Annotated in this window: 19 protein-coding genes and 1 pseudogene; 14 read left to right on the top strand and 6 right to left on the bottom strand. The window is 60.7% G+C overall.

The features are described 5' to 3' along the window. Window positions 1-343: pseudogene (locus tag HMPREF9463_RS11085) on the bottom strand (IS110 family transposase); the annotation flags it as partial. Window positions 344-638: 295 nt separating this feature from the next. Here HMPREF9463_RS11085 and tgt point away from each other — a divergent pair. The 4 genes from tgt to HMPREF9463_RS03685 all read left to right on the top strand — a co-directional run bounded on the left by tgt (window position 639) and on the right by HMPREF9463_RS03685 (window position 3,396). After that, on the top strand, window positions 639-1,778 hold the full coding sequence (gene tgt / locus HMPREF9463_RS03700; RefSeq protein ID WP_035137312.1) for a tRNA guanosine(34) transglycosylase Tgt: 1,140 nt from the start codon (window positions 639-641) through the stop codon (window positions 1,776-1,778). A gap of 135 nt (window positions 1,779-1,913) precedes the next feature. Continuing rightward, window positions 1,914-2,672: an LOG family protein gene (locus tag HMPREF9463_RS03695; RefSeq protein ID WP_035137311.1), complete on the top strand. Its 759-nt coding sequence runs from the start codon at window positions 1,914-1,916 to the stop codon at window positions 2,670-2,672. A 113-nt stretch (window positions 2,673-2,785) separates the two neighbouring features. Continuing rightward, a complete protein-coding gene (locus tag HMPREF9463_RS03690; protein ID WP_022093815.1) occupies window positions 2,786-3,085 on the top strand; it encodes a type II toxin-antitoxin system RelB/DinJ family antitoxin in 300 nt (99 codons plus the stop codon). 2 nt (window positions 3,086-3,087) lie between these two features. Then, a complete protein-coding gene (locus HMPREF9463_RS03685; RefSeq protein ID WP_035137310.1) occupies window positions 3,088-3,396 on the top strand; it encodes a type II toxin-antitoxin system RelE/ParE family toxin in 309 nt (102 codons plus the stop codon). A gap of 93 nt (window positions 3,397-3,489) precedes the next feature. Here HMPREF9463_RS03685 and HMPREF9463_RS10390 read toward each other — a convergent pair whose 3' ends face one another. Further along, window positions 3,490-4,350: a DegV family protein gene (locus tag HMPREF9463_RS10390; protein WP_052044061.1), complete on the bottom strand. Its 861-nt coding sequence runs from the start codon at window positions 4,348-4,350 to the stop codon at window positions 3,490-3,492. Window positions 4,351-4,473: 123 nt separating this feature from the next. Between HMPREF9463_RS10390 and HMPREF9463_RS03670 the strand changes: the two genes are divergently transcribed. The 9 genes from HMPREF9463_RS03670 to HMPREF9463_RS03630 all read left to right on the top strand — a co-directional run bounded on the left by HMPREF9463_RS03670 (window position 4,474) and on the right by HMPREF9463_RS03630 (window position 14,127). After that, on the top strand, window positions 4,474-5,169 hold the full coding sequence (locus tag HMPREF9463_RS03670) for an HAD hydrolase-like protein (RefSeq protein WP_232219745.1): 696 nt from the start codon (window positions 4,474-4,476) through the stop codon (window positions 5,167-5,169). A 54-nt stretch (window positions 5,170-5,223) separates the two neighbouring features. Continuing rightward, complete coding sequence (locus tag HMPREF9463_RS03665; RefSeq protein ID WP_035137304.1) at window positions 5,224-6,660, top strand: M20 family metallopeptidase; 1,437 nt, start codon at window positions 5,224-5,226, stop codon at window positions 6,658-6,660. 293 nt (window positions 6,661-6,953) lie between these two features. Next, complete coding sequence (locus HMPREF9463_RS03660) at window positions 6,954-7,895, top strand: phosphate ABC transporter substrate-binding protein (RefSeq protein ID WP_035137301.1); 942 nt, start codon at window positions 6,954-6,956, stop codon at window positions 7,893-7,895. A 24-nt stretch (window positions 7,896-7,919) separates the two neighbouring features. After that, a complete protein-coding gene (pstC, locus tag HMPREF9463_RS03655; protein WP_035137298.1) occupies window positions 7,920-8,828 on the top strand; it encodes a phosphate ABC transporter permease subunit PstC in 909 nt (302 codons plus the stop codon). Next, complete coding sequence (pstA, locus tag HMPREF9463_RS03650; protein ID WP_084591769.1) at window positions 8,821-9,747, top strand: phosphate ABC transporter permease PstA; 927 nt, start codon at window positions 8,821-8,823, stop codon at window positions 9,745-9,747. Before pstC ends, pstA begins: the two co-directional genes overlap by 8 nt. Beyond that, the gene (gene pstB, locus HMPREF9463_RS03645; RefSeq protein WP_148334158.1) at window positions 9,744-10,616 is read left to right on the top strand and encodes a phosphate ABC transporter ATP-binding protein PstB; all 873 of its coding nucleotides are present in this window, start codon (window positions 9,744-9,746) and stop codon (window positions 10,614-10,616) included. The genes pstA and pstB overlap by 4 nt, the downstream gene beginning before the upstream one ends. A 297-nt stretch (window positions 10,617-10,913) precedes the next feature. After that, a complete protein-coding gene (locus tag HMPREF9463_RS03640; protein WP_035137294.1) occupies window positions 10,914-12,773 on the top strand; it encodes an ABC-F family ATP-binding cassette domain-containing protein in 1,860 nt (619 codons plus the stop codon). 6 nt (window positions 12,774-12,779) lie between these two features. Next, window positions 12,780-13,550: a Cof-type HAD-IIB family hydrolase gene (locus HMPREF9463_RS03635; RefSeq protein ID WP_035137289.1), complete on the top strand. Its 771-nt coding sequence runs from the start codon at window positions 12,780-12,782 to the stop codon at window positions 13,548-13,550. A 187-nt stretch (window positions 13,551-13,737) separates the two neighbouring features. After that, the gene (locus HMPREF9463_RS03630; RefSeq protein WP_035137287.1) at window positions 13,738-14,127 is read left to right on the top strand and encodes a metal-dependent transcriptional regulator; all 390 of its coding nucleotides are present in this window, start codon (window positions 13,738-13,740) and stop codon (window positions 14,125-14,127) included. A 285-nt stretch (window positions 14,128-14,412) separates the two neighbouring features. On the opposite strand, the gene HMPREF9463_RS03625 is transcribed toward HMPREF9463_RS03630, so the two are convergent. The 4 genes from HMPREF9463_RS03625 to HMPREF9463_RS03610 form a co-directional block, all read right to left on the bottom strand. Then, complete coding sequence (locus HMPREF9463_RS03625) at window positions 14,413-16,365, bottom strand: heavy metal translocating P-type ATPase (protein WP_052044060.1); 1,953 nt, start codon at window positions 16,363-16,365, stop codon at window positions 14,413-14,415. A gap of 100 nt (window positions 16,366-16,465) precedes the next feature. Then, window positions 16,466-16,684, bottom strand: a complete 219-nt coding sequence (locus HMPREF9463_RS03620) for a cation transporter (protein ID WP_035137286.1) — start codon at window positions 16,682-16,684, stop codon at window positions 16,466-16,468. Between the two features lie 62 nt (window positions 16,685-16,746). Continuing rightward, window positions 16,747-17,112: an ArsR/SmtB family transcription factor gene (locus HMPREF9463_RS03615; protein WP_035137284.1), complete on the bottom strand. Its 366-nt coding sequence runs from the start codon at window positions 17,110-17,112 to the stop codon at window positions 16,747-16,749. A gap of 420 nt (window positions 17,113-17,532) precedes the next feature. Then, window positions 17,533-18,723, bottom strand: coding sequence for a hypothetical protein (locus HMPREF9463_RS03610; protein ID WP_035137283.1), 1,191 nt, complete (start codon window positions 18,721-18,723; stop codon window positions 17,533-17,535). A gap of 264 nt (window positions 18,724-18,987) precedes the next feature. On the opposite strand from HMPREF9463_RS03610, the gene HMPREF9463_RS11565 reads away from it, so the two are divergent. After that, window positions 18,988-19,332: helix-turn-helix domain-containing protein (locus HMPREF9463_RS11565; protein ID WP_369796796.1), on the top strand; the 345-nt coding region annotated here is incomplete at its 3' end.

The following is a 19,332-nucleotide window of genomic DNA, read 5'->3' as shown; positions in this document are numbered from 1 at the left end:
GGGAGATGTCGTGGGCGAGTATCGCCTTGGCCATCCTGGCGGCGTCGTTCCTGTCGTTCTTGGAGGCCGAGTCGGCGGCCGACCTGGGGATCTTCGAGACCGCGGCGACGACGCACTCGACGCCGAGCCCGGCGAGCTCCCTTTGCGGGGCGAAGCCGAGGTAGCCGCTCTCGTAGGCCGCGAGCGACGGCCCGGGGAACCCATCCATCCACCCGGCGATCTCGCCCCAGGGGTTGCCGGGGAACCTCCTCGTCACGGCCTCGCCGGTGTCCGCGTCGAGGGCGCAGACGGTGGTCGACCTCAGGTGGACGTCCATCCCGAACGCGGTAGAATACTTTGGCATGGGAGCCTCCCAACCTCGTTGCGGCGCGGCTGCGCCTATGGCACTTCAACATCATTGTCGCAGCCCCGACCCGCGGTCACGAGCGGGGGCTCCTGTCTTTTTAGTGCCCTCGGATTGGGTCATAGTGTCTGTCGGAAATGATCCGTTGGGGACGGAGGAAAACGGATCATTTTTATCCTGGTGCATTGGTGCAGGGGGCAGGTTTCCTTTGCACTAGTTTCTGTCGAGTCGGTGCTTCTTACGGGTTGCCCGTATAATGGTTTGCGTATGAACCGCAACCAAGGAGTTCCAGTTTATGGACCAGAGCCTTTTTAAATTCGACCTGATCGCCGAGGATCCGACGACGCATGCGCGTGCCGGCGTGCTGCACACCCCGCACGGTGACATCGAGACGCCGATCTTCATGCCCGTGGGCACCAAGGCAAACGTCAAGGGCATTCCTACCGAGACCGTCAAACAGCTCGGCGCCCAGTTCGTGCTTGCCAATACCTATCACCTGTCTATGCGTCCCGGTGAGGACACCATCGCCGAGCTGGGCGGCCTGCACAAGTTCATGAACTGGCACGGCCCCATCCTCACCGACTCGGGCGGTTTCCAGGTCTTCAGCCACAACGACGCCGTCAAGCTCACCGACGAGGGCGTGCGCTTTATCGTCAACGACTACGACGGCCGCCACGTGTTCTGGACACCCGAGGACAACATGGAAATCGCCATGAAGCTCGGCTCCGACATCTGCATGCAGCTGGACCAGTGCCCAGGCTATCCCGCCACGCGCGCTTACGTTGAGCGCGCCGTGGAGCTGTCGAGCATGTGGGCCGAGCGCTGCTACAAGGCGCACACCCGCGATGACCAGGCACTCTTTGGCATTGTTCAGGGCGGCATGCACCTAGATCTGCGCTTGCGCTCGCTGCGCCATCTGGAGGAGTGCGGCGACTTTCCCGGTTACGGCATTGGCGGCTACTCGGTGGGCGAGGACCACGAGACTATGTTCGAGACTCTGGCACCGCTCGTAAGCGAGTACATGCCCAAGCACAAGCCGCGCTACCTGATGGGCGTCGGCAACCCCACCACCCTCGTGCGCGGTGTGGGTGTGGGCATCGACATGTTCGACTGTGTACTGCCGACGCGCACTGGCCGCATGGGTACGGCGTTCTCCAGTGAAGGTCGCCTTAACTTCCGCAACGCGCGCTTTGCGCACGACGATGGTCCCATCGACCCCACCTGCACCTGCCCGGTGTGCACGGGCGGCTACAGCCGCGCGCTCATTCGCCACATGGTCACGCAGAAGGAGATGCTCGGCGGCATTCTGCTGTCGATGCACAACATCTACTACCTGCTCAACCTTATGCAGCGTGCCCGCCAGGCCATTATCGAGGGCCGCTACGGCACGTTTGTGAGCGACTGGATGAACAGCCCTGCGGCGGTGGATTACTAAGAGCTACGACCGCTGACCGCTGCCTTGCAAGCGCATGATGCATCGTGGGTACCATACCGAATAGTTGATGTTCGGGCGGGTGTTTGACGCATGGCGTCGACCCCGCCCGTTTTCTTTTTCTCGATAGGAGTACCCATGATTAAGAATGAGAACGTCGAGGGCGAGCCGGCCTACGACGAGACGTACCGCCGCGGCCCCGTGGTCATGCGCGGCCCCATGATTCCTAAGGACAATACGTACGCCAACCTGCTGGCGCCTGAGGAGTCGACCGACTGGCTGCATGCCGATCCGTGGCGCGTACTGCGCATCCAGGCCGAGTTTGTCGACGGCTTTGGCGCGCTTGCCGAGCTCGGACCTGCGGTGACCATCTTCGGTAGCGCCCGCACGCCCAAGACCGATCCGCTCTACAAGGCGGCGCGCACGGTCGGCCGTAAGATTGCCCAGCGCGGCGTGGCGGTTATCACCGGTGGCGGCCCCGGCATCATGGAGGCGGCCAACAGGGGAGCGGCGAGCGTCAACGGCAAGTCAGTTGGTTTGGGCATTGAACTGCCGCACGAGCAGGGGCTCAACAAATACGTGAACCTCGGTATGGACTTCCGCTACTTCTTTGTGCGCAAGACCATGTTCGTCAAATACAGCTCGGGCGCTATTGTGTTTCCCGGCGGGTTTGGCACGCTCGACGAGATGTTCGAGGTGCTCACGCTGGTGCAAACGCACAAGGTCAAGCGCATGCCGCTTGTGCTGGTAGGCAGCGAGTACTGGCAGGGCCTATTCGACTGGCTTAACGGTCCGGTGCTGGACGCCGGTATGATCAGCCCGCTCGATCCCGAGCTCGTGCACATCACCGACGACCTCAACGAAGCCGTCGACATCGCCCTGAGCGGGCTGATGTAGATCAATCGTGCCCACGCGACATGAATACGCATGGCAATCTGATGTTATTTAACATCAGATTGCCATTTATATTGGGTATACTGGTGTAAAAGACGAGGGCGAGGAGGTCGCAAATGTCTACAGCAACAGTTAAGCCTACGACGGTTCGAATCGAAGAGGGGCTCAAGGAGCAGGCGACTGAGTTCTTGGATTCGGTCGGCCTCAGCCTCAATTCCTATCTCAATCTTGCCGTTCGGCAGCTGGTAAATCAGCGAAAGATTCCTTTTGAGATTGTAGGAAGGGCGGAGGTGCCCAACGAGGCGACGAGGCGTGCCATGGTGATCGCCGAGGCTCATGAGTTGGGGATTTTGCCGGACGATAGCCCGTCATTCAATAACGCTGATGAGCTTATGTCATTCCTCGATGAGGAATAGCGATGTTCGAGATTAAAGTCGAGGCTCAATTTAAGGTGGACTACAAACGAACGATGCGCATGCATCCGCAGCTAAAAAGTGAGTTTAAAGCGGCGGTTGCAGAGCTTGTGGCTCATGGGTCACTTCCGGCGGAGTATGGCGCCCACGAGCTCTCAAACCCGGGCGGAAACTACAACGGCCACATCGATTTCCACCTATCCGATGGCTTGGTCGATGTGGTCGTTCTTTATCTTCCCCATAAGACTAACCCAATGATTAGGCTGGTGAGAATGGGCACTCATCAGGAGCTGTTTCAGGGTCCGCTGGGCTGATCGCCGATTTCCAAGTTGTGGTGGAATAGGGATTGATTTGCGGCTGATAAGCCAAAAACAGTCCCTATTCCACCGCAACTGATGTGGGCGTCCCTAGCGAGTTGGCTGGTAGCGCGGGCAGTAGCTGATGGCGATGGCGTCGACGCCTACGTGGGTCGCGATGGTGCAGCCGATGGGGCCGGTGCCGGCGTCTACGTAGTTCTGGCCTGCGAGCGCCTGGTTGACGAGCTCGTGCTCCTCGGCGGCGCCGGTCGTGAGTACGCGCACGCTCGAACCCGGGTGTTCAGCCAAAAACGCGAGGCAGTCGGCCATGGTGTTGGCGACGATGCGCTTGGCGCCGCGGCCCTTCTTGATGGCCTTGATCTCGCCCGATTTCCACTCCGGCGAAACGGCTAGGCGAATGTTGAGCATTTGCGTGAGCTGGCCGGCGAGTTTAGGTGCGCGGCCGTTCTTAACGAGGTTTTCGAGCGTGCGGGGAATCAGCAGCAGGTGGGCGTCGGGCAGCGTCGCGCGGATCTGCGCCTCGGTCTCGTCCAGGCTGCGGCCGTCCTCGCGCATGGCCAGCGCGTACTCCACCAGCAGGCCCTCGGCGCCCGAGCCGGTGCGCGAGTCGATGCAGCGCACGTCGAGCTCGTGCGTTTCGGCCGTCAGGCTGGCGTTGGCATAGCAGGCGGACCACTCGCTGCACAGCGAGATAAAGATGGCGCTGTCGTGGCCGTCGGCGAGCACGCGATCAAAGAGCGCCTTGAACTCACCGGCGCTCGGCTGCGAGGTGTGCGGTAGCTGCTCGGAGCCTGCCATGCGGGCGACGTACTCCTCGGCGGTGATCTGCACCTGGTCGAGCAGGTCCTCACCTTCGATAATTACATGCAGCGGAATCACGTAAATGCCGAGCTCTTGGGCGCGGGCGGGGGAGATGTCCGACGTGGAGTCGGTTATGATGGCAAAAGACATAATTGCACCTTTCGTTGGGGCGCTTGCGCGCCGCCTTCTGAGAGCAAAGTGCGACAAGTATAGTGGAGTCGTTCCACATTGCCAGCTTTATTTGTTGAATAGTCAACAGTTTGAAGTGTAAGTGTGGAAATCACCAACTGGGGAAGAGGGATGCCGATGGAGGCGCTGGAGATATGCAGACGGCCGATTGTGCTGTTCGATTTTGACGGCACGGTGGCAGATACGGGCCGGGCGGTGATGACCTCGACGCGCAAGACGCTGGCTGCGCGCGGGTTTTCTGAGGCGCAGATGGGTGACCTGCGCCGCATGATCGGGCCGCCCCTGTGGAAGAGCTTCCACGACTTTTACGGCTTTTCCCGCGAGGAGTCGCTTGTGGTGGCCGACGAGTACCGTGCCTTTTTTGATGAGCTGGGGCCGGAGGAGTACCCCGTGTTCGATGGGATTCCCGAGCTGCTGGATGGGTTGACCGCCCAGGGCAAGCGTATGGCCGTGGCGACGTCGCGCATGGAGGCGAAGTGCATCGATATGGTGCATGAGCTGGGGCTTTGCCAGTTCGAAGCCGTGGTTGGCATGAATCCGCCGCAGGGGCGCGAGACCAAGGCAGATTCGGTTCGCGATGCGCTGGCGGCGCTCGGTGCGACGGCCGACGAGGCCGTGATGATCGGCGACCGCTTTAACGATGTGGAGGGCGCGCACGCGATGGGTGTGCCGTGTATCGGCATCTATTCGGGCGCGGCGGCGCCGGGGGAGCACGAGGCCGCGGGTGCCGATGCGGTGGTGCACTCGGCGGCCGAGCTTGCTAAACTTTTCGCTATATAAGTATGTGATGTGAGGGGCGGGCACGCTCGCCCCTCATTGGTAAGGAGGTCGTCCATGAATCAGGTGGAGCAGAGCGTCGCTGAGTATGTCGACGAGGTCTGGGAAGATGTCGTCGCCGATATCGAGCAGCTGGTGAGTTATCCGTCCGTAGCCGTTGCTGCCGACGCAGAGCCCGGTGCGCCGTTTGGCCGCCCGGTCCGTGATGCGCTCGATTGCGCGCTCGGCATTGCGCAGAAGCTCGGCTACCAGACGAGCGACGACGAGGGCTATGTGGGCATTGCCGATATCCCTGGCCGCGGCGACAAGCAGCTCGCGACCATCTGCCACGTGGACGTGGTGCCCGCCGGCCCCGGCTGGAACACCGACCCGTTTGCGATGGAGCGTCGCGAGGGCTGGCTGCTCGGCCGTGGCGTGATTGACGACAAGGGTCCGGCGGTGTTGTCGCTCTACGCCGGTGCCTACCTGCTCAAGCACGGCATTGTGCCGCGCTATACCTTCCGCGCGCTGCTGGGCTGCGATGAGGAAGTGGGCATGTCCGACGTTCACCATTATCTGGAGAATCACGCAGACCCCGACTTTTTGTTTACGCCCGATGCCGAGTTCCCGGTCTGCAATGCCGAGAAGGGCCAGTTTGGGGCGACGTTCGTGAGCCCCAAGATCGACGGCGGGCGCATCGTGTCGTGGAGCGGCTCCGAGGCGAGCAATGCCATTCCGTCGCAGTCCATCTGCGAGCTCGCGATTGCCGCCGATGAGCTGCCGGCGCCGGTCGAGAACGCCGATCGTCTGGAGATCACGGCGCTTGATAATGGCCATGCGCAGATTTTCGCCCACGGTATCGGTGGCCATGCTTCGATGCCCGAGGGAACGATCAATGCCGTCGGCCTGATCGTGTCGTATCTGCGCGAGGCCGAGGACGCGTTTGGTGCACGCGACGAGCGCCTGCTGACGCCTGCCGAGCATGAGTTCGTCAAGTTCCTGGCCTTTGTGCATGCGGACGCCTATGGCCGCGGCCTGGGTATCGACGCGACGAGCCCGGCGTTTGGCCCGCTTACCTGCAACGCTGGCGTCATCCGCGTGGCGGATGGCCATATTGAGCAGGTCATCGACGTGCGCTTCCCCGACAGCACGAGTGCCGATACTATCCGCGAGCAGCTCGACCCGCTCGTGGGCCGTTTTGGCGTGACGTGCCAGCTGGGTCGCGCGAAGGTGCCGTTCTCGGTGTCTGCCGACGATCCGGCCGTGAAGGCGCTTATTGATACCTATAACGAGTTTACGGGCAAGCATGCTGAGCCCTTTGCCATGGGCGGCGGTACGTACGCGCGCAACTTTGCCCGCGCCGTGTCGTTTGGCCCCGAGGAGACCGGTCTGGAGCTGCCCGCATGGGGCGGCCAGATGCACGGTCCCAACGAGTGCGCCAACGAGGAACAGCTCAAGCAGGCGCTCAAGATCTACATTGTTGCGATCCTCCGTTTGAATGAATTAGAGCTTTAAGGTTTCGCGGTTTCCCAATCTAAGTTGCGGTGGAATAGTTCCTAGAATGGGCCATTTGATGGCCAAGCAGGAACTATTTCACCGCAACTTTGTTTTTATTGGTGTAAAAGGCGGGCCATGCTTGGCGGCGGGTTTGTTATTCGTTTGTAAAGCCGAGCCGCGCCTGCGGTAAGGGTCTATCAAATGACCGTAAGAAACTGCAGTTGGCGCGGGCGCTGCCCGATCGGGGCCGTATCTTTCCAAACAGCAAAGCGGGCAGGGTGCCCGCGAGTCGCATGTACGAAAGGAAGATCATGCTCGATCAGGCTTATTCTCGTCGTCAGTTCCTCGGCCTCGCTGGTGGCCTTGCCAGCTTCGTGGGCCTCGGCCTTGTTGGTTGCGGCGGCTCCGGCGCATCCGACGCCGCCGACAAGGGCAGTGCCGCTGCCGCTGCCGAGTCCGTCTCCGGCGAGGTGACCTACGACGGCGCCTCCTCGTTCCAGGCTCTCGTCGAGGCCGCTGCCGAGAAGTTCATGGATGCCAACCCGGACGTCTCCGTTTCCGGTTCGGGCAACGGTTCGGGCAAGGGCCTGACCGCTGTTGCCGCCGGCACCGTCACCATCGGTAACTCCGACGTCTTCGCCGAGACCAAGCTCGAGGCCGACCAGGTCAAGAACCTCGTCGACCACGAGGTCGCCGTCGTGGGCATGGGCCCCGTCGTATCCAAAAACGTCAAGGTCGACGACCTGTCTCTCGAGCAGCTCAAGGGTATCTTCTCCGGCCAGATCACCAACTGGAAGGAGGTCGGCGGCGACGACGCCACCATCGTCGTTCTCAATCGCAAGGCCGGCTCCGGTACCCGCGCCACCTTCGAGGCCGCCGTCTTTGGCGACGAGACCGTCGACTTTAAGGGCGACGCCGAGCTCGACAAGTCCGGTGACGTCCAGACTCAGATGGGCAGCACTGACAACGCCATCTCCTACCTGGACTTCTCGCACTTCGATGACTCCAAGTTCAATGCCATTAAGGTCGAGGGCGTGGAGCCCAAGAGCGCAAACGTCACCGACGACTCCTTTAAGATCTGGGCTACCGAGCACATGTACTGCGCAAAGGACGCCGACGAGGCCACCAAGGCCTTCCTGGAGTTCATGCTTTCCGACGACGTCCAGGGCAAGCTCGTCGAGGAACAGGGCTTTATCCCCGTCTCTGCCATGAAGGTCGTCAAGGACGCCAGCGGCAAGGTCTCCGCTAAATAAGTAATCGCCCCGGAAAGGTTTGCAATGGCAAAACAGCTGCCAAAGCGCGACCTTGAGAACGTGGGCCTGGGCGTCACGGGCGCGTGCGTAGCGCTCGTGACGCTTGTCGTTGCCGCGCTCATCTTTATGGTCGCCCAAAAGGGCCTCTCGGCTTTTCTCAAGGATGGCGTTTCGGTCGTCGAGTTCTTCACCGGCACCAAGTGGGACCTGGCCAACACGGCCGAAAACGGCCTGCCCTACACCGGCGCCCTGTCCCTGATTGTCACCTCGTTTGCGGTCATGGTGCTCTCCACGCTCATCGCGCTGCCCATCGCCATCGGCTCTGCCATCTTTGCGGTCGAGATTAGCCCTAAGTTTGGTTCCAAGGTCTTTCAGCCGCTTATTGAGCTTTTGACCGGCATTCCCTCGGTCGTCTTTGGCCTGATCGGTTTTCACGTGGTCGTCGGCCTTATGAAGAGCGTTTTCCACGTGAGCACGGGTCTGGGCATCTTGCCCGGCGCCATCGTGCTGGCCGTCATGATCCTGCCGACCATGACCACGCTTTCGGTCGATGGCCTGCGCGCCGTGCCCGACAGCTACCGTCAGGGCTCGCTCGCGCTGGGCTACACCCGCTGGCAGACCATCTGGCACGTGGTGCTCAAGTCCGCCATGCCATCGCTCATGACTGCGGTCATCCTTGGCATGACCCGCGCCTTTGGCGAAACGCTCGCCGTGCGCATGGTTATCGGCGGCATCGAGGCCATGCCGACGTCGCTGCTGTCGCCGGCCTCGACCATCACCACCACGCTCACCACGTCCATGGCGGTCTATGCCGAGGGCTCGGCCCAGGACGATGTTTTGTGGGCGCTCGGTCTGCTGCTGATGGGCATGAGCCTCATCTTCATCCTGATCATCCATCTCATTGGCCGCAAGGGGGCGAAGGCTCGTGGCTAGCACGCGCATCCATATCGACGAGGCGAGACTCGGGCGCGTCCAAAAGCAGGACCGCATCGCCACGGGCGTGCTGACGGCGATCGCCGCCATCGTCATGCTCATCGTCGTCTCCATGGTGGCCTATATCCTGTTCGAGGGCATCTCGACGTTGTTCCAGCCGGGCTTTCTTACGCAGCCCGCGCGCGCCAACGGAACCCAGGGCGGCGTGCTCTACCAGCTGTTCGACTCGTTCTATCTGCTGCTGATCACCCTGATCATCTCGGTGCCCATCAGCCTGGGCGGAGCGGTCTTCCTGGTTGAGTACGCGCCGAACGGCCCTATCCGCGACATCGCCTCCACCGCCATCGAGACGTTGTCCTCGCTGCCTTCCATTGTCGTCGGCATGTTCGGTTTTCTGGTGTTCTCGGTGCAGCTGGGCTGGAAGTACTCCATCATCTCCGGCGCCGTCGCGCTCACCATGTTCAACATCCCCATCCTGGTGCGCGTGATCCAGCAGGCGCTCGAGGACGTGCCGCAGGCCCAGCGCGATGCGTGCCTGGCCATGGGCCTCACTCGCTGGGAGGCCACGCTGCACATCCTGATCCCCGAGGCCATGCCTGCCATCGTGACGGGCATCGTGCTTTCGGCCGGTCGCGTGTTTGGCGAGGCCGCAGCACTGCTTTTTACCTCGGGTATGAGCTCGCCGGTTCGCCTGAACTTCTTGAGCTTTAACCTGTCGAGCCCCACCTGCGCCTGGAACGTGTTCCGTCCCGGCGAGTCGCTCGCCGTGCACATCTACAAGATCTATGGCGAGGGCAGCCCCGAGGCCCAGCAGATCGTCTGGGGCACCGCTGCACTGCTGATGATTTGCGTGCTGCTGTTTAACGTAATCGCCCGCATTGTGGGCAAGCAACTGGCAAGGAAGATGACGGCCGAATGAGCGAGATAGATGAAACGCCCGCAACCGAGGCGGCCGCGTCCGAGACCCAGGACTTCCTGTCGAGCGTGGGGGAGAGCGAGAAGCGCGTGCGCGTGAGCGGCAAGGCCGTGAGCGACGAGGTTGTGCTCTCCACCAAGGACGTCAACGTGTACTATGGCGACCACCATGCCCTGCACAATACGTCGCTCGACTTTCACAAGGGCGAGATCACGGCGCTCATCGGGCCTTCGGGCTGCGGTAAGTCGACCTTCTTGCGTAGCCTCAACCTGATGAATCGTGAGATTCGCGGCTGCCGCGTGGAGGGCGAGATCAACTACCGCGGGCGCAACGTGAACACCAAGACCGAGAACACGTACGAGCTGCGCCGTTCCATTGGCATGGTGTTCCAGCAGCCCAACCCGTTCCGCAAGTCCATTCGCGACAACATCATGTTTGCGCCTAAGCGCCACGGCATCACCGACCACGACGAGCTCGACCGCATGGTCGAGGAAAGCCTGCGCGGCGCGGCGCTGTGGGACGAGGTCAAGGACAAGCTCGACAAGAGCGCCTATGCGCTTTCGGGTGGTCAGCAGCAGCGCCTGTGCATCGCGCGCACGCTGGCGCTCAACCCCGACGTGATTTTGTTCGACGAGCCCTGCTCGGCGCTCGACCCCATCTCGACGCTGGCGATCGAGGATCTCATGTCATCGATTGTGGCCGAGCGCGCCATCGTCATCGTGACGCACAACATGGAGCAGGCGTCGCGCGTGTCCAACCGCACGGCGTTCTTCTACATGGGCGATATGGTCGAGTATGACGAGACTGACGAGATTTTCCAACGGCCCAAGGATAAGCGGCTGAATGATTACCTCACCGGCATGTTCTCCTAGTCCGGGACATGCTTGAGGCCCGCGGTGGCCACGGTCGCCACGGGACTGATTGGAGAGGCGGGTCATCTCTTTTGCGAGATGGCCCGCCTTTTTGTGTCGCGTGCGGCCTTCGACCTACCAAAAAGGGACAGGTTTATTTTGGCAGGTTTAACGTTTTATCACGGAGTGCCCTTGGACTGCTCCGTCGTTTGCCCAGATAAAACCTGCCAAAATAAACCTGTCCCTTTTTGGTAGGTTTTGGGGTGGGGCTCGCTGCTATCATGGACAACGTTGAATTTCTACGAAGGAGCAGGGCATATGGCGATTCTTTTGGGATGCGATTCCGTCAGCCTAGAGTTTCCCACCAAGCATATTTTCGATAGCGTGACGCTCGGCGTGGGCGAGGGCGACCGCATTGGTATTGTCGGTAAAAACGGCGACGGCAAGTCGACGCTGCTGAGCGTGCTCGCCGGCACGCTGGAGCCCGACGACGGACGCGTGACACATCGCCGCGGCACCACGATCGGTCTGCTCGGCCAAAAGGACAACCTGGTCGATACCGACACGGTGCATCATGCCGTCGTCGGCGACACGCCCGAGTACGAGTGGGCGTCGAGTCCGCGTACGCGCCAGATCCTCGCCGGCCTCATTAGCGATGTGCCCTGGGAAGGCACGGTGGGCGAGCTTTCGGGTGGCCAGCGCCGCCGCGTGGACCTCGCGCGCCTGCTGATCGGCGACTACGACGTGCTCATGCTCGACGAGCCCACCAACCACCTGGACATGCGCACCATCAACTGGCTTGCGCGTCACTTAAAGGCCCGCTGGCAGCGCGGTCAGGGCGCCATGCTCGTGGTCACGCACGACCGCTGGTTCTTGGACGAGGTCTGCACCAGTATGTGGGAGGTCCATGACGGCCAGGTCGATCCCTTCGAGGGCGGTTACTCCGCATACATCCTGCAGCGCGTGGAGCGCGACCGCATGGCCGCCGTCACCGAGGAGCGTCGTCGCAACATGGCGCGCAAGGAGCTCGCGTGGCTGAGCCGCGGTGCCCAGGCGCGCTCCACCAAGCCCAAGTTTCGCGTGGATGCTGCCCGCGAGCTCATCGCCGACGTGCCTCCCGTGCGTGACGAGCTGGAGCTCAAGCGCCTAGCCGTGAGCCGCCTGGGCAAGCAGGTTATCGATGTGGTCGACGTGGACGCCGGCTATGCCGATACCGACGGCGCGCCCAAGCAGGTACTCTCCGACGTGACCTGGCTCATTGGTGCGGGCGACCGCTATGGTCTTTTGGGCGAGAATGGCGCTGGCAAGTCGACGCTGCTTGATGTGATCCAGGGCAAAATTGCGCCCACGCGCGGCCGCGTGAAGATTGGCCAGACAGTGCGCTTTGGCGTGCTGTCGCAGCAGCTCGAGGAGCTCGAGCCCTACATGGGCGACACGATCCGCGAGGTGCTCAGCCACTATAAGAAGTACTACGTCATCGACGGCAAGGAGACTTCGCCCGAGAAGCTTTGCGAGCGCCTGGGCTTTACGACGCAGCAGCTCTGGAGCCGCATCGGCGATCTTTCGGGCGGCCAGCGCCGTCGCCTGTCGCTGTTGCTGACGATTCTGGACGAGCCCAACGTGCTCATCCTGGACGAGCCGGGCAACGACCTGGATACCGACATGCTCGCGATTGTCGAGGACCTGCTGGACGGCTGGCCCGGCACGGTGATCCTGGTGACGCACGACCGCTTTTTGATGGAGCGCGTGACCGACCAGCAGTGGGCGCTGCTCGACGGCCACCTGACGCATATGCCCGGTGGCGTGGACCAGTACCTGCGCCTGTGCAACGCTACCGCCGAGGGCGAGCCCGTGGGCGCGCCGAGCGCCAAGACCGGCACGTTCGACACCGGTGCCGCGGCAGCTGCGGCCGAAAAGCCCAAGTCGAGCGGTCAGCCCAACGGCCTGTCCAACGCCGAGCGCCAGAAGCTCCGCCGCGAGGTGAGTTCGCTCGAGCGCAAGATGGAGACGCAGCGCACCCGCGTTGAGGAGGCCGAGGCAGCAATGGCCCAAGTCGATCCCACCAACTACACGGCGCTCGGCGAGCAGCAGGCAAAGATCGACGAGGCTCACGCCGCCATGGACGAGCTGGAGATGGCGTGGCTCGAGGCGAGCGAAAAGCTCGAGGGCGAGGAGTAGACGAGGATGATCAAGGCCGCATTTTTCGATATCGACGGCACGCTGCTGAGCTTTAAGACGCACCGGATTCCGGCGTCGGCGCAGCAGGTGCTCGATAGCTTTCACGAGCAGGGGATTGCGTGCGTGATCGCCACGGGTCGCCCGACCTACCAGATACCGGACTGGCTGTTCGACCTGGGTTGGGATGCGTACATTACGCTCTCGGGTCAGCACTGCTTTGATGCCGAGGGGGTTTACCGCAGCTGTCCGATCGATCCGGACGACGTCGCGGTGATTGTGGACCAGGTGGCGCAGGGGCGCTACGACTCGCTGTGCATGCAGGGCGAGAACTCGTTTGTGAACCGCCTGTCCGAGCGCGTGGTGACGGCTGGCAGCAACGCGGGAATCGTCTACCACGAGGAGCCGTTTGAGCACGCCTTTGACGCACCGGTCTACCAGTTCTGCGCCTTTGTGGACCCGGCCGACGAACATATCGTGACCGACGCCGTGTCGCATTCGCTCACCACGCGCTGGTGCGACCTGTTCTGCGACATTATTCCCGCTAACGGCGGCAAGGACCTGGGCGTGGCGGCGACGCTCGAGCGGCTTGGTATCGACGCGAGCGAGGCGATTGCCTTTGGCGACGGCGAGAACGACCTGTCGATGTTCTCGGCCGTGGGCACAAGTGTGGCCATGGGCAACGCGCAGGACACGGTGAAAGCTGCAGCGACCTATGTGACGACTGCCGTGGACGACGACGGCATCTACAACGCTGCGAAGCACTTTGGACTCGTGTAGCTGCGGGCCGGCACCTGGCACCTGGGGACATTCCTTGCGGGGCGTCCCCATTTTGTTTTCGTCCCGCACGTTTTGTGAAACGCGGCTAACTTTTAGGCAAAGTAGTAAGACATGGGCAACTTTTGCGGTAAAGTTAGCCGTGGAAAGTATCCAAAGGCTAACTAGCAATCATTGCGAAAGGCGGCCCATGGCCCTACGTGAATCCGGAGAAGACTATCTCGAATCGATCTACGTTCTGTCGCAACGTCAGGGCATCGTGCGCTCGATTGATGTTGCAGAGTACCTTGGCGTAACTAAGGCAAGCGTTTCAAAAGCTATGGCGACGTTGGAGAACAACGGCTACGTCGAAATGGGCAAGCGAGATGTTCATCTGACGGAGCGTGGTCTGGAGGTCGCTCGTCAAATGTGGGAGCGTCACTGCTTTTTCGTGGGGCTGCTGGAGGATGCGGGTGTTTCGGCTGAGGTCGCGTCGCAAGAGGGCTGCCACATGGAGCACTGCCTAAGCGAGGAAAGCTTCGAGAAGCTGAGGGCGATGCTGGGACGGGACGGTGCTTCGGCGCCAATAATGACCGACTAGCACTCCCGCAGCGGCGCGCCTCCCGCGCCGGAACGGCGCGGGACAGCGACCGAGATGAGTGGTCCCACCAACTAAGTCCAACTCAGACAAGGAACCCCACCAGCAAGCGATGCCCAAGAACCGCCAGCAACGTTACCGCAGGCCGGGGCCGGGCTTGGTTTTGAAAACATTCCGCAGACCAGAAGTGCCCCCGTTCGTAGCTCCGAAGGAGCAGAACGGGGGCACTTCATTGGTCGAGGACGTTTTCAAAACCAAGCCCGGCCCCGGCCGGACAGCCCACGAACGCTACAAGTTCTTGACACCCATCGCGCGCATGGCGTTCAGGATGGCGATGATCGCCACGCCTACGTCGCCGAACACGGCAAGCCACATGTTGGCGATGCCGAGTGCTGCCAGCACTAGAATCAGCAACTTAACGCCCAGCGCAAAGATGATGTTCTGCCAGACAATCGCCATGGTCTTGCGTGCCACGCGGATCGCGCGGGAAATGTTGGACGGCTTGTCGTCCATGAGCACGACATCGGCGGCCTCGATCGCAGCGTCAGAACCCATAGCGCCCATGGCAATGCCCACATCGGCGCGCGTAAGCACGGGCGCATCGTTGATGCCGTCGCCCACAAAGGCGAGCTTGCCCTTGCCACTCTCGGTTGCAAGCAGCGCCTCGACGCGCTCGACCTTATCGCCCGGCAGCAGCTGCGCGTGGAACTCGTCGAGACTGAGTTGCTTGGCCACAGACGCCGCAACCTCCTCGCGGTCGCCCGTGAGCATGACGGTGCGCTTGACACCGGCGGCGTGCAGGTCGCGAATCGTTTGCTCAGCATCGGCCTTGACGGTGTCTGCAATCACGATGTGGCCGGCGTACACGCCGTCAACGAGCACATGCAGAATCGTTCCGACGACCTCGCAATCGGGTGCTTTGACTCCGGCCGCGGCGAGCATCTTTGCGTTGCCGACGACGACGTGCTTGCCGTCGATGGTTGCCGTCACGCCGTGGCCCGCGTCGTTGGCGGAGTTGCTAACGCGCTTGGGGTCGACCACGCCCTGGTAGGCGACACGTACGGACTGCGCGATGGGGTGATCGGAGAACGACTCAGCAAGGGCTGCGACTTCGAGCAGCGACTGCTCGGTATAGCCGGCCTCGGGGTGTACCGCGACCACCGAGAACGTGCCGTTGGTGAGGGTGCCCGTCTTGTCAAAGACGACGGTGTCCACGTCGGCGAGCGTCTCGAGGTAGTTGGAGCCCTTGATGAGAACGCCCAGCTTGGAGGCTCCGCCAATGCCGCCAAAGAAGCTGAGCGGGACGCTGATCACCAACGCGCACGGGCAGCTGACGACCAGGAAAGTCAGGCCGCGCAGGATCCAGTCGGACCAGGCGCCGGTGATTAGGCCGCCGCCGAGCGCGAGCACCGCGGCCGCGCCGGTGACGGCGGGCGTGTAGACGCGGGCAAAGCGCGTGATGAAGTTCTCGGTACGCGCCTTCTTTTCGCTGGCGTTTTCTACGAGCTCCAGGACGCGCGCGACAGTGGACTCGCCAAATGGCTTGGTGGTGCGCACGTGGATGAGCCCCGTCATGTTGATGCAGCCGCTGATGATATCGTCGCCGGACTTGGCGGGGCGGGGGACTGACTCGCCCGTGAGCGCGGCGGTGTCGAGTTGCGTCTCGCCCTCGACGATGACGCCGTCGATGGGCACGCGCTCACCGGGCTTGACCACGATCACGGTGCCGACGGCGATGTCATCGGGGAAGACCTGCTCGAGTGTGCCGTCGGGCTGCTCGACGTTAGCGTAGTCGGGCGCGATGTCCATCATGGCACTGATCGACTTGCGGCTCTTGCCCACGGCGTACGCCTGGAACAGCTCGCCGACCTGGTAGAACAGCATGACGGCGGCGCCTTCGGCCATGTGCGGGTCGGTATCGGGGAAGAGCACCATGGCAAACGCGCCGATGGTCGCGACTGCCATAAGGAAACTCTCGTCGAAGGCCTTGCCGCGGCGGATGTTATTGAATGCCTTTTGCAGTACGTCGTAGCCGGCAATCAAAAACGGTATGAGGAACAGCATAAAGCTGGCGTAGATGTCGCCCGGGGTACCGAATGCGGCGGTGAGGGTGCCGAACTCATCGAGGGCGTACACCACGGCAAAAATGCCCAGCGCTACCAGGATGCGGTTGCGCTTATGCTCGAGTGACTCTTTCTTCTTGCGCTTCTTCTTTTTCTTTTTGGGATCGGCGGTGGTCATGACTCGTATCCTCCCATTTGAATGAATGAACACTCGCTCATATAATTTCGCGAGCAAAGGCCGCGGCAAGCGCGGCCTTGCAGGTTGGCGTAAACCCGGGCTAGAGAATGATCTCGCAGTCCGGCTCGGCGTCGGCCGTAAACTCTACAACGCGGTTGAGTACCTCGTCGAACTCGGCGTCATCGGCTTCGAGCGTCAATTTTTGGGTCATGAAGTTGACGGACACGGATTTGACGCCCTCGAGCTTGGCCAGCTCGTCCTGAAGCTCGCGCGCACAGTTGGCGCAGTCGATTTCGTCGAGCTTGAACTGCTTTTTCATGGGGGTTCCTTTCTCTGTATTTGCGGCTTGGGTGCAGGCCGCGCTGGTACCGTGGTTGGTCGCTATTCGCAGATGTGGCTCATGCCTTGGTTGAGCATGGTGTAGACGTGGTCGTCGGCGAGCGAGTAGAGGATATTGCGCCCGTCGCGCCGGAATTTAACCAGGTGCGACTGCTTGAGTGTGCGCAGCTGGTGCGACACCGCGGACTGCGAGGTTTCGGTCGCTTCGGCGATGTCTGCCACGCAGAGCTCGCGGCCCATGAGGGCATAGAGGATCTTGATGCGCGTGGTGTCGCTGAAGACCTTGAACAGGTCGGCGAGGTCGTAGAGAAGCTCCTCGTCGGGAAGGTCCTCGGGCGAGCAGGTGGTCGGGATCGCGGGTTCGGTGGCCTCGATGTCGAGTTTCGTTTCATCAACGCGGATGCTCATTGCAATATCCTTTCATATGAACATGCGCTCATATAATTTACTTTCGATTATATGAGTGCATGTTCATATGTCAATGACGTTCAGGTAATTCGTTGTACAAAATGATGGGGAATAGGTGACGAGATCCCGGACTGAGCGTTTTTTGATAGTCGATGCCAAGGTGGGTACCCTCGTGCCGTGCAAAAAATGGAGTATTCTGCAACTATAGGGGGTCCGCTAATTTATTGCAGGTCATATAATGCAGTTCAAGAGTTATCTTAGGGTGTTAATCCGATGAGTTCTTCCTCAAATGTTGCCTAACGCTCTCACGCAAGAGTGATTTCGCTTCACATTTGGATCCACTCGAGGGTGATAGACACCCGACCTTGCTGAATACTCGCAATTTTGCACATCGTTAGGGTACCCACCTTGTTAGCCGGCCTAGTTTCCGGCACCGAAGACCTTGCCCTCGGGCGTGAGACTGCTTGTTTGGGCAAATGATGGGCTGTCGGATTCGACAGTCTGCATGTCATCGATTGCTGCAACTTCATTAATTGTCGGGTCATCCAGCGTGATGCCTTCGAGTGTTGCTTTTTCGAGGTCGATTCGTTGACGCTCTTCGGAATCCTGGCGAAGCTGCTTCTGAATTCGCTTTTTCTCTTCTATAAACCTTCTGAGCACAAACTGTCTCAGGTCCTCTTGCATGATTTGAAAGTCTTTTGGCAGACGCGAGGGGCGTACGCCCTCTTTCCGCTGGATTGCTTCCATGACCCTAACAAAAGAGCTGGCATGCATAAAGGAATAACGGCTGACGGTGATGATTCCGTATCCCATGGACGCAAGCGCATTCTTGCGCTCCTCATCGATGGCGCGGTCTTCTTCCGCGTCATGATAAAAACCGTTGTATTCAATGTCTGTGCGAGATTTCTTTAGATATGCATCCATAAAGAACTTTTTGCGTCTCGTGAGATTCTTTGCGGCAGCGGTGACCTGCACCTCGTAATCGGTCTCAATTCCCTTAATACCAAGTCCTCCTTCGCTTTTAGGCAGCGTTAGCATCATGACAAAGGCCGTTTCCATGGGAGACCGGCATCCGTCGCGCACACATTGGATCGCCTTTCGGGCAAGAGCCAGACCGTCGCATCTGGTAATGGAATTAAAGAACTGTTTTAGCCTCTCGGTCGAGGTGAGCGCGAAACGCTCGGTATAGGAGGTGGAAGAGTCGGTTCCAAGGGAATAAGCGCCGCACAGTTCAAAGTAGTACTCCACTAGTTCGCGAAAAGAAAGATAGGTGGCGGCCTGAAGTGCGCAAAGCTCAACGCCAACAATGAAGATGCCATCTTTGAGCTCTATAAAGCGTGAGTTCGAGAATCGTTTTGAAGAAACGTGGCATTGACAGTCCATTGCATAGCGCGCATTCCTGCGATCAAACACCATCACCTCGAGGGAATCATTTGCGTCGAGGGAAACATCATGTTTGGTGAGCCATTCTGCGGCTGCGTCAAGGAGCGTTCCGGTGGGACATGATCCGTAAATCGCGGCAGGGTTACAGGACTCGATGCCTTTCGCAGACACCGAATGCGCGGCCTGGTAGACCGCTTTTGCAGTGGTATGTGACAATACGATACTCATGGTATATATCGTGTCAGCTAATGCCGTGTTGACGGCGCTGAGTGGAAAAGCCGTTTTAGAGGTCTAACCAAATGCTGTCCAAAAACTTGACGCAATTTTGAGTTGGTATGCCCTAAATAAAAGTTTTCGCAGCTTAGCTATAGCATATAACTACTCAACTGCCGCACATTTGATAGTGATGCATCACCATCCGATAACGAATTACGCCTTGATTATCAACTTCATCCGAACACTTCCCACATTCATCCGCACATGTGCGGATGAATGTGGGAACCCGATACCCTGAGGGCCGGACCGGCCGGCCCCGGGAGATCGGAGGACGGCATGTCCGGAAAGAAGAAAAGGGGCTCCGCGAGGGCGGTCCCGAGGGCCTACGGAAGGCTCACGAGGCACGAGCGGGACACGGTCCAGAGGATGCTGGAGCGCGGGGCCTCGTGCAGGGAGATCGCGAGGGAGCTGGGCAGGTCGCCCTCGACGGTGAGCGCCGAGGTGGCGTCGCACAGGTTCGTGACGGCGCCGAAGCCCAGGCGCGGCGAGCGCGTGGACGCCTCCGCCGACCTGTCGGCGGCCTGCCCGCGCCTGGCCGCGTGGCCGCGATGCTGCAACGGC

Source organism: Collinsella sp. 4_8_47FAA, from assembly GCF_000763055.1.
Taxonomy (GTDB): Bacteria; Actinomycetota; Coriobacteriia; order Coriobacteriales; family Coriobacteriaceae; genus Collinsella.
The sequence above is the reverse complement of the archived record's forward strand: the minus strand, read 5'-3'. Positions and strand labels throughout refer to the sequence as shown.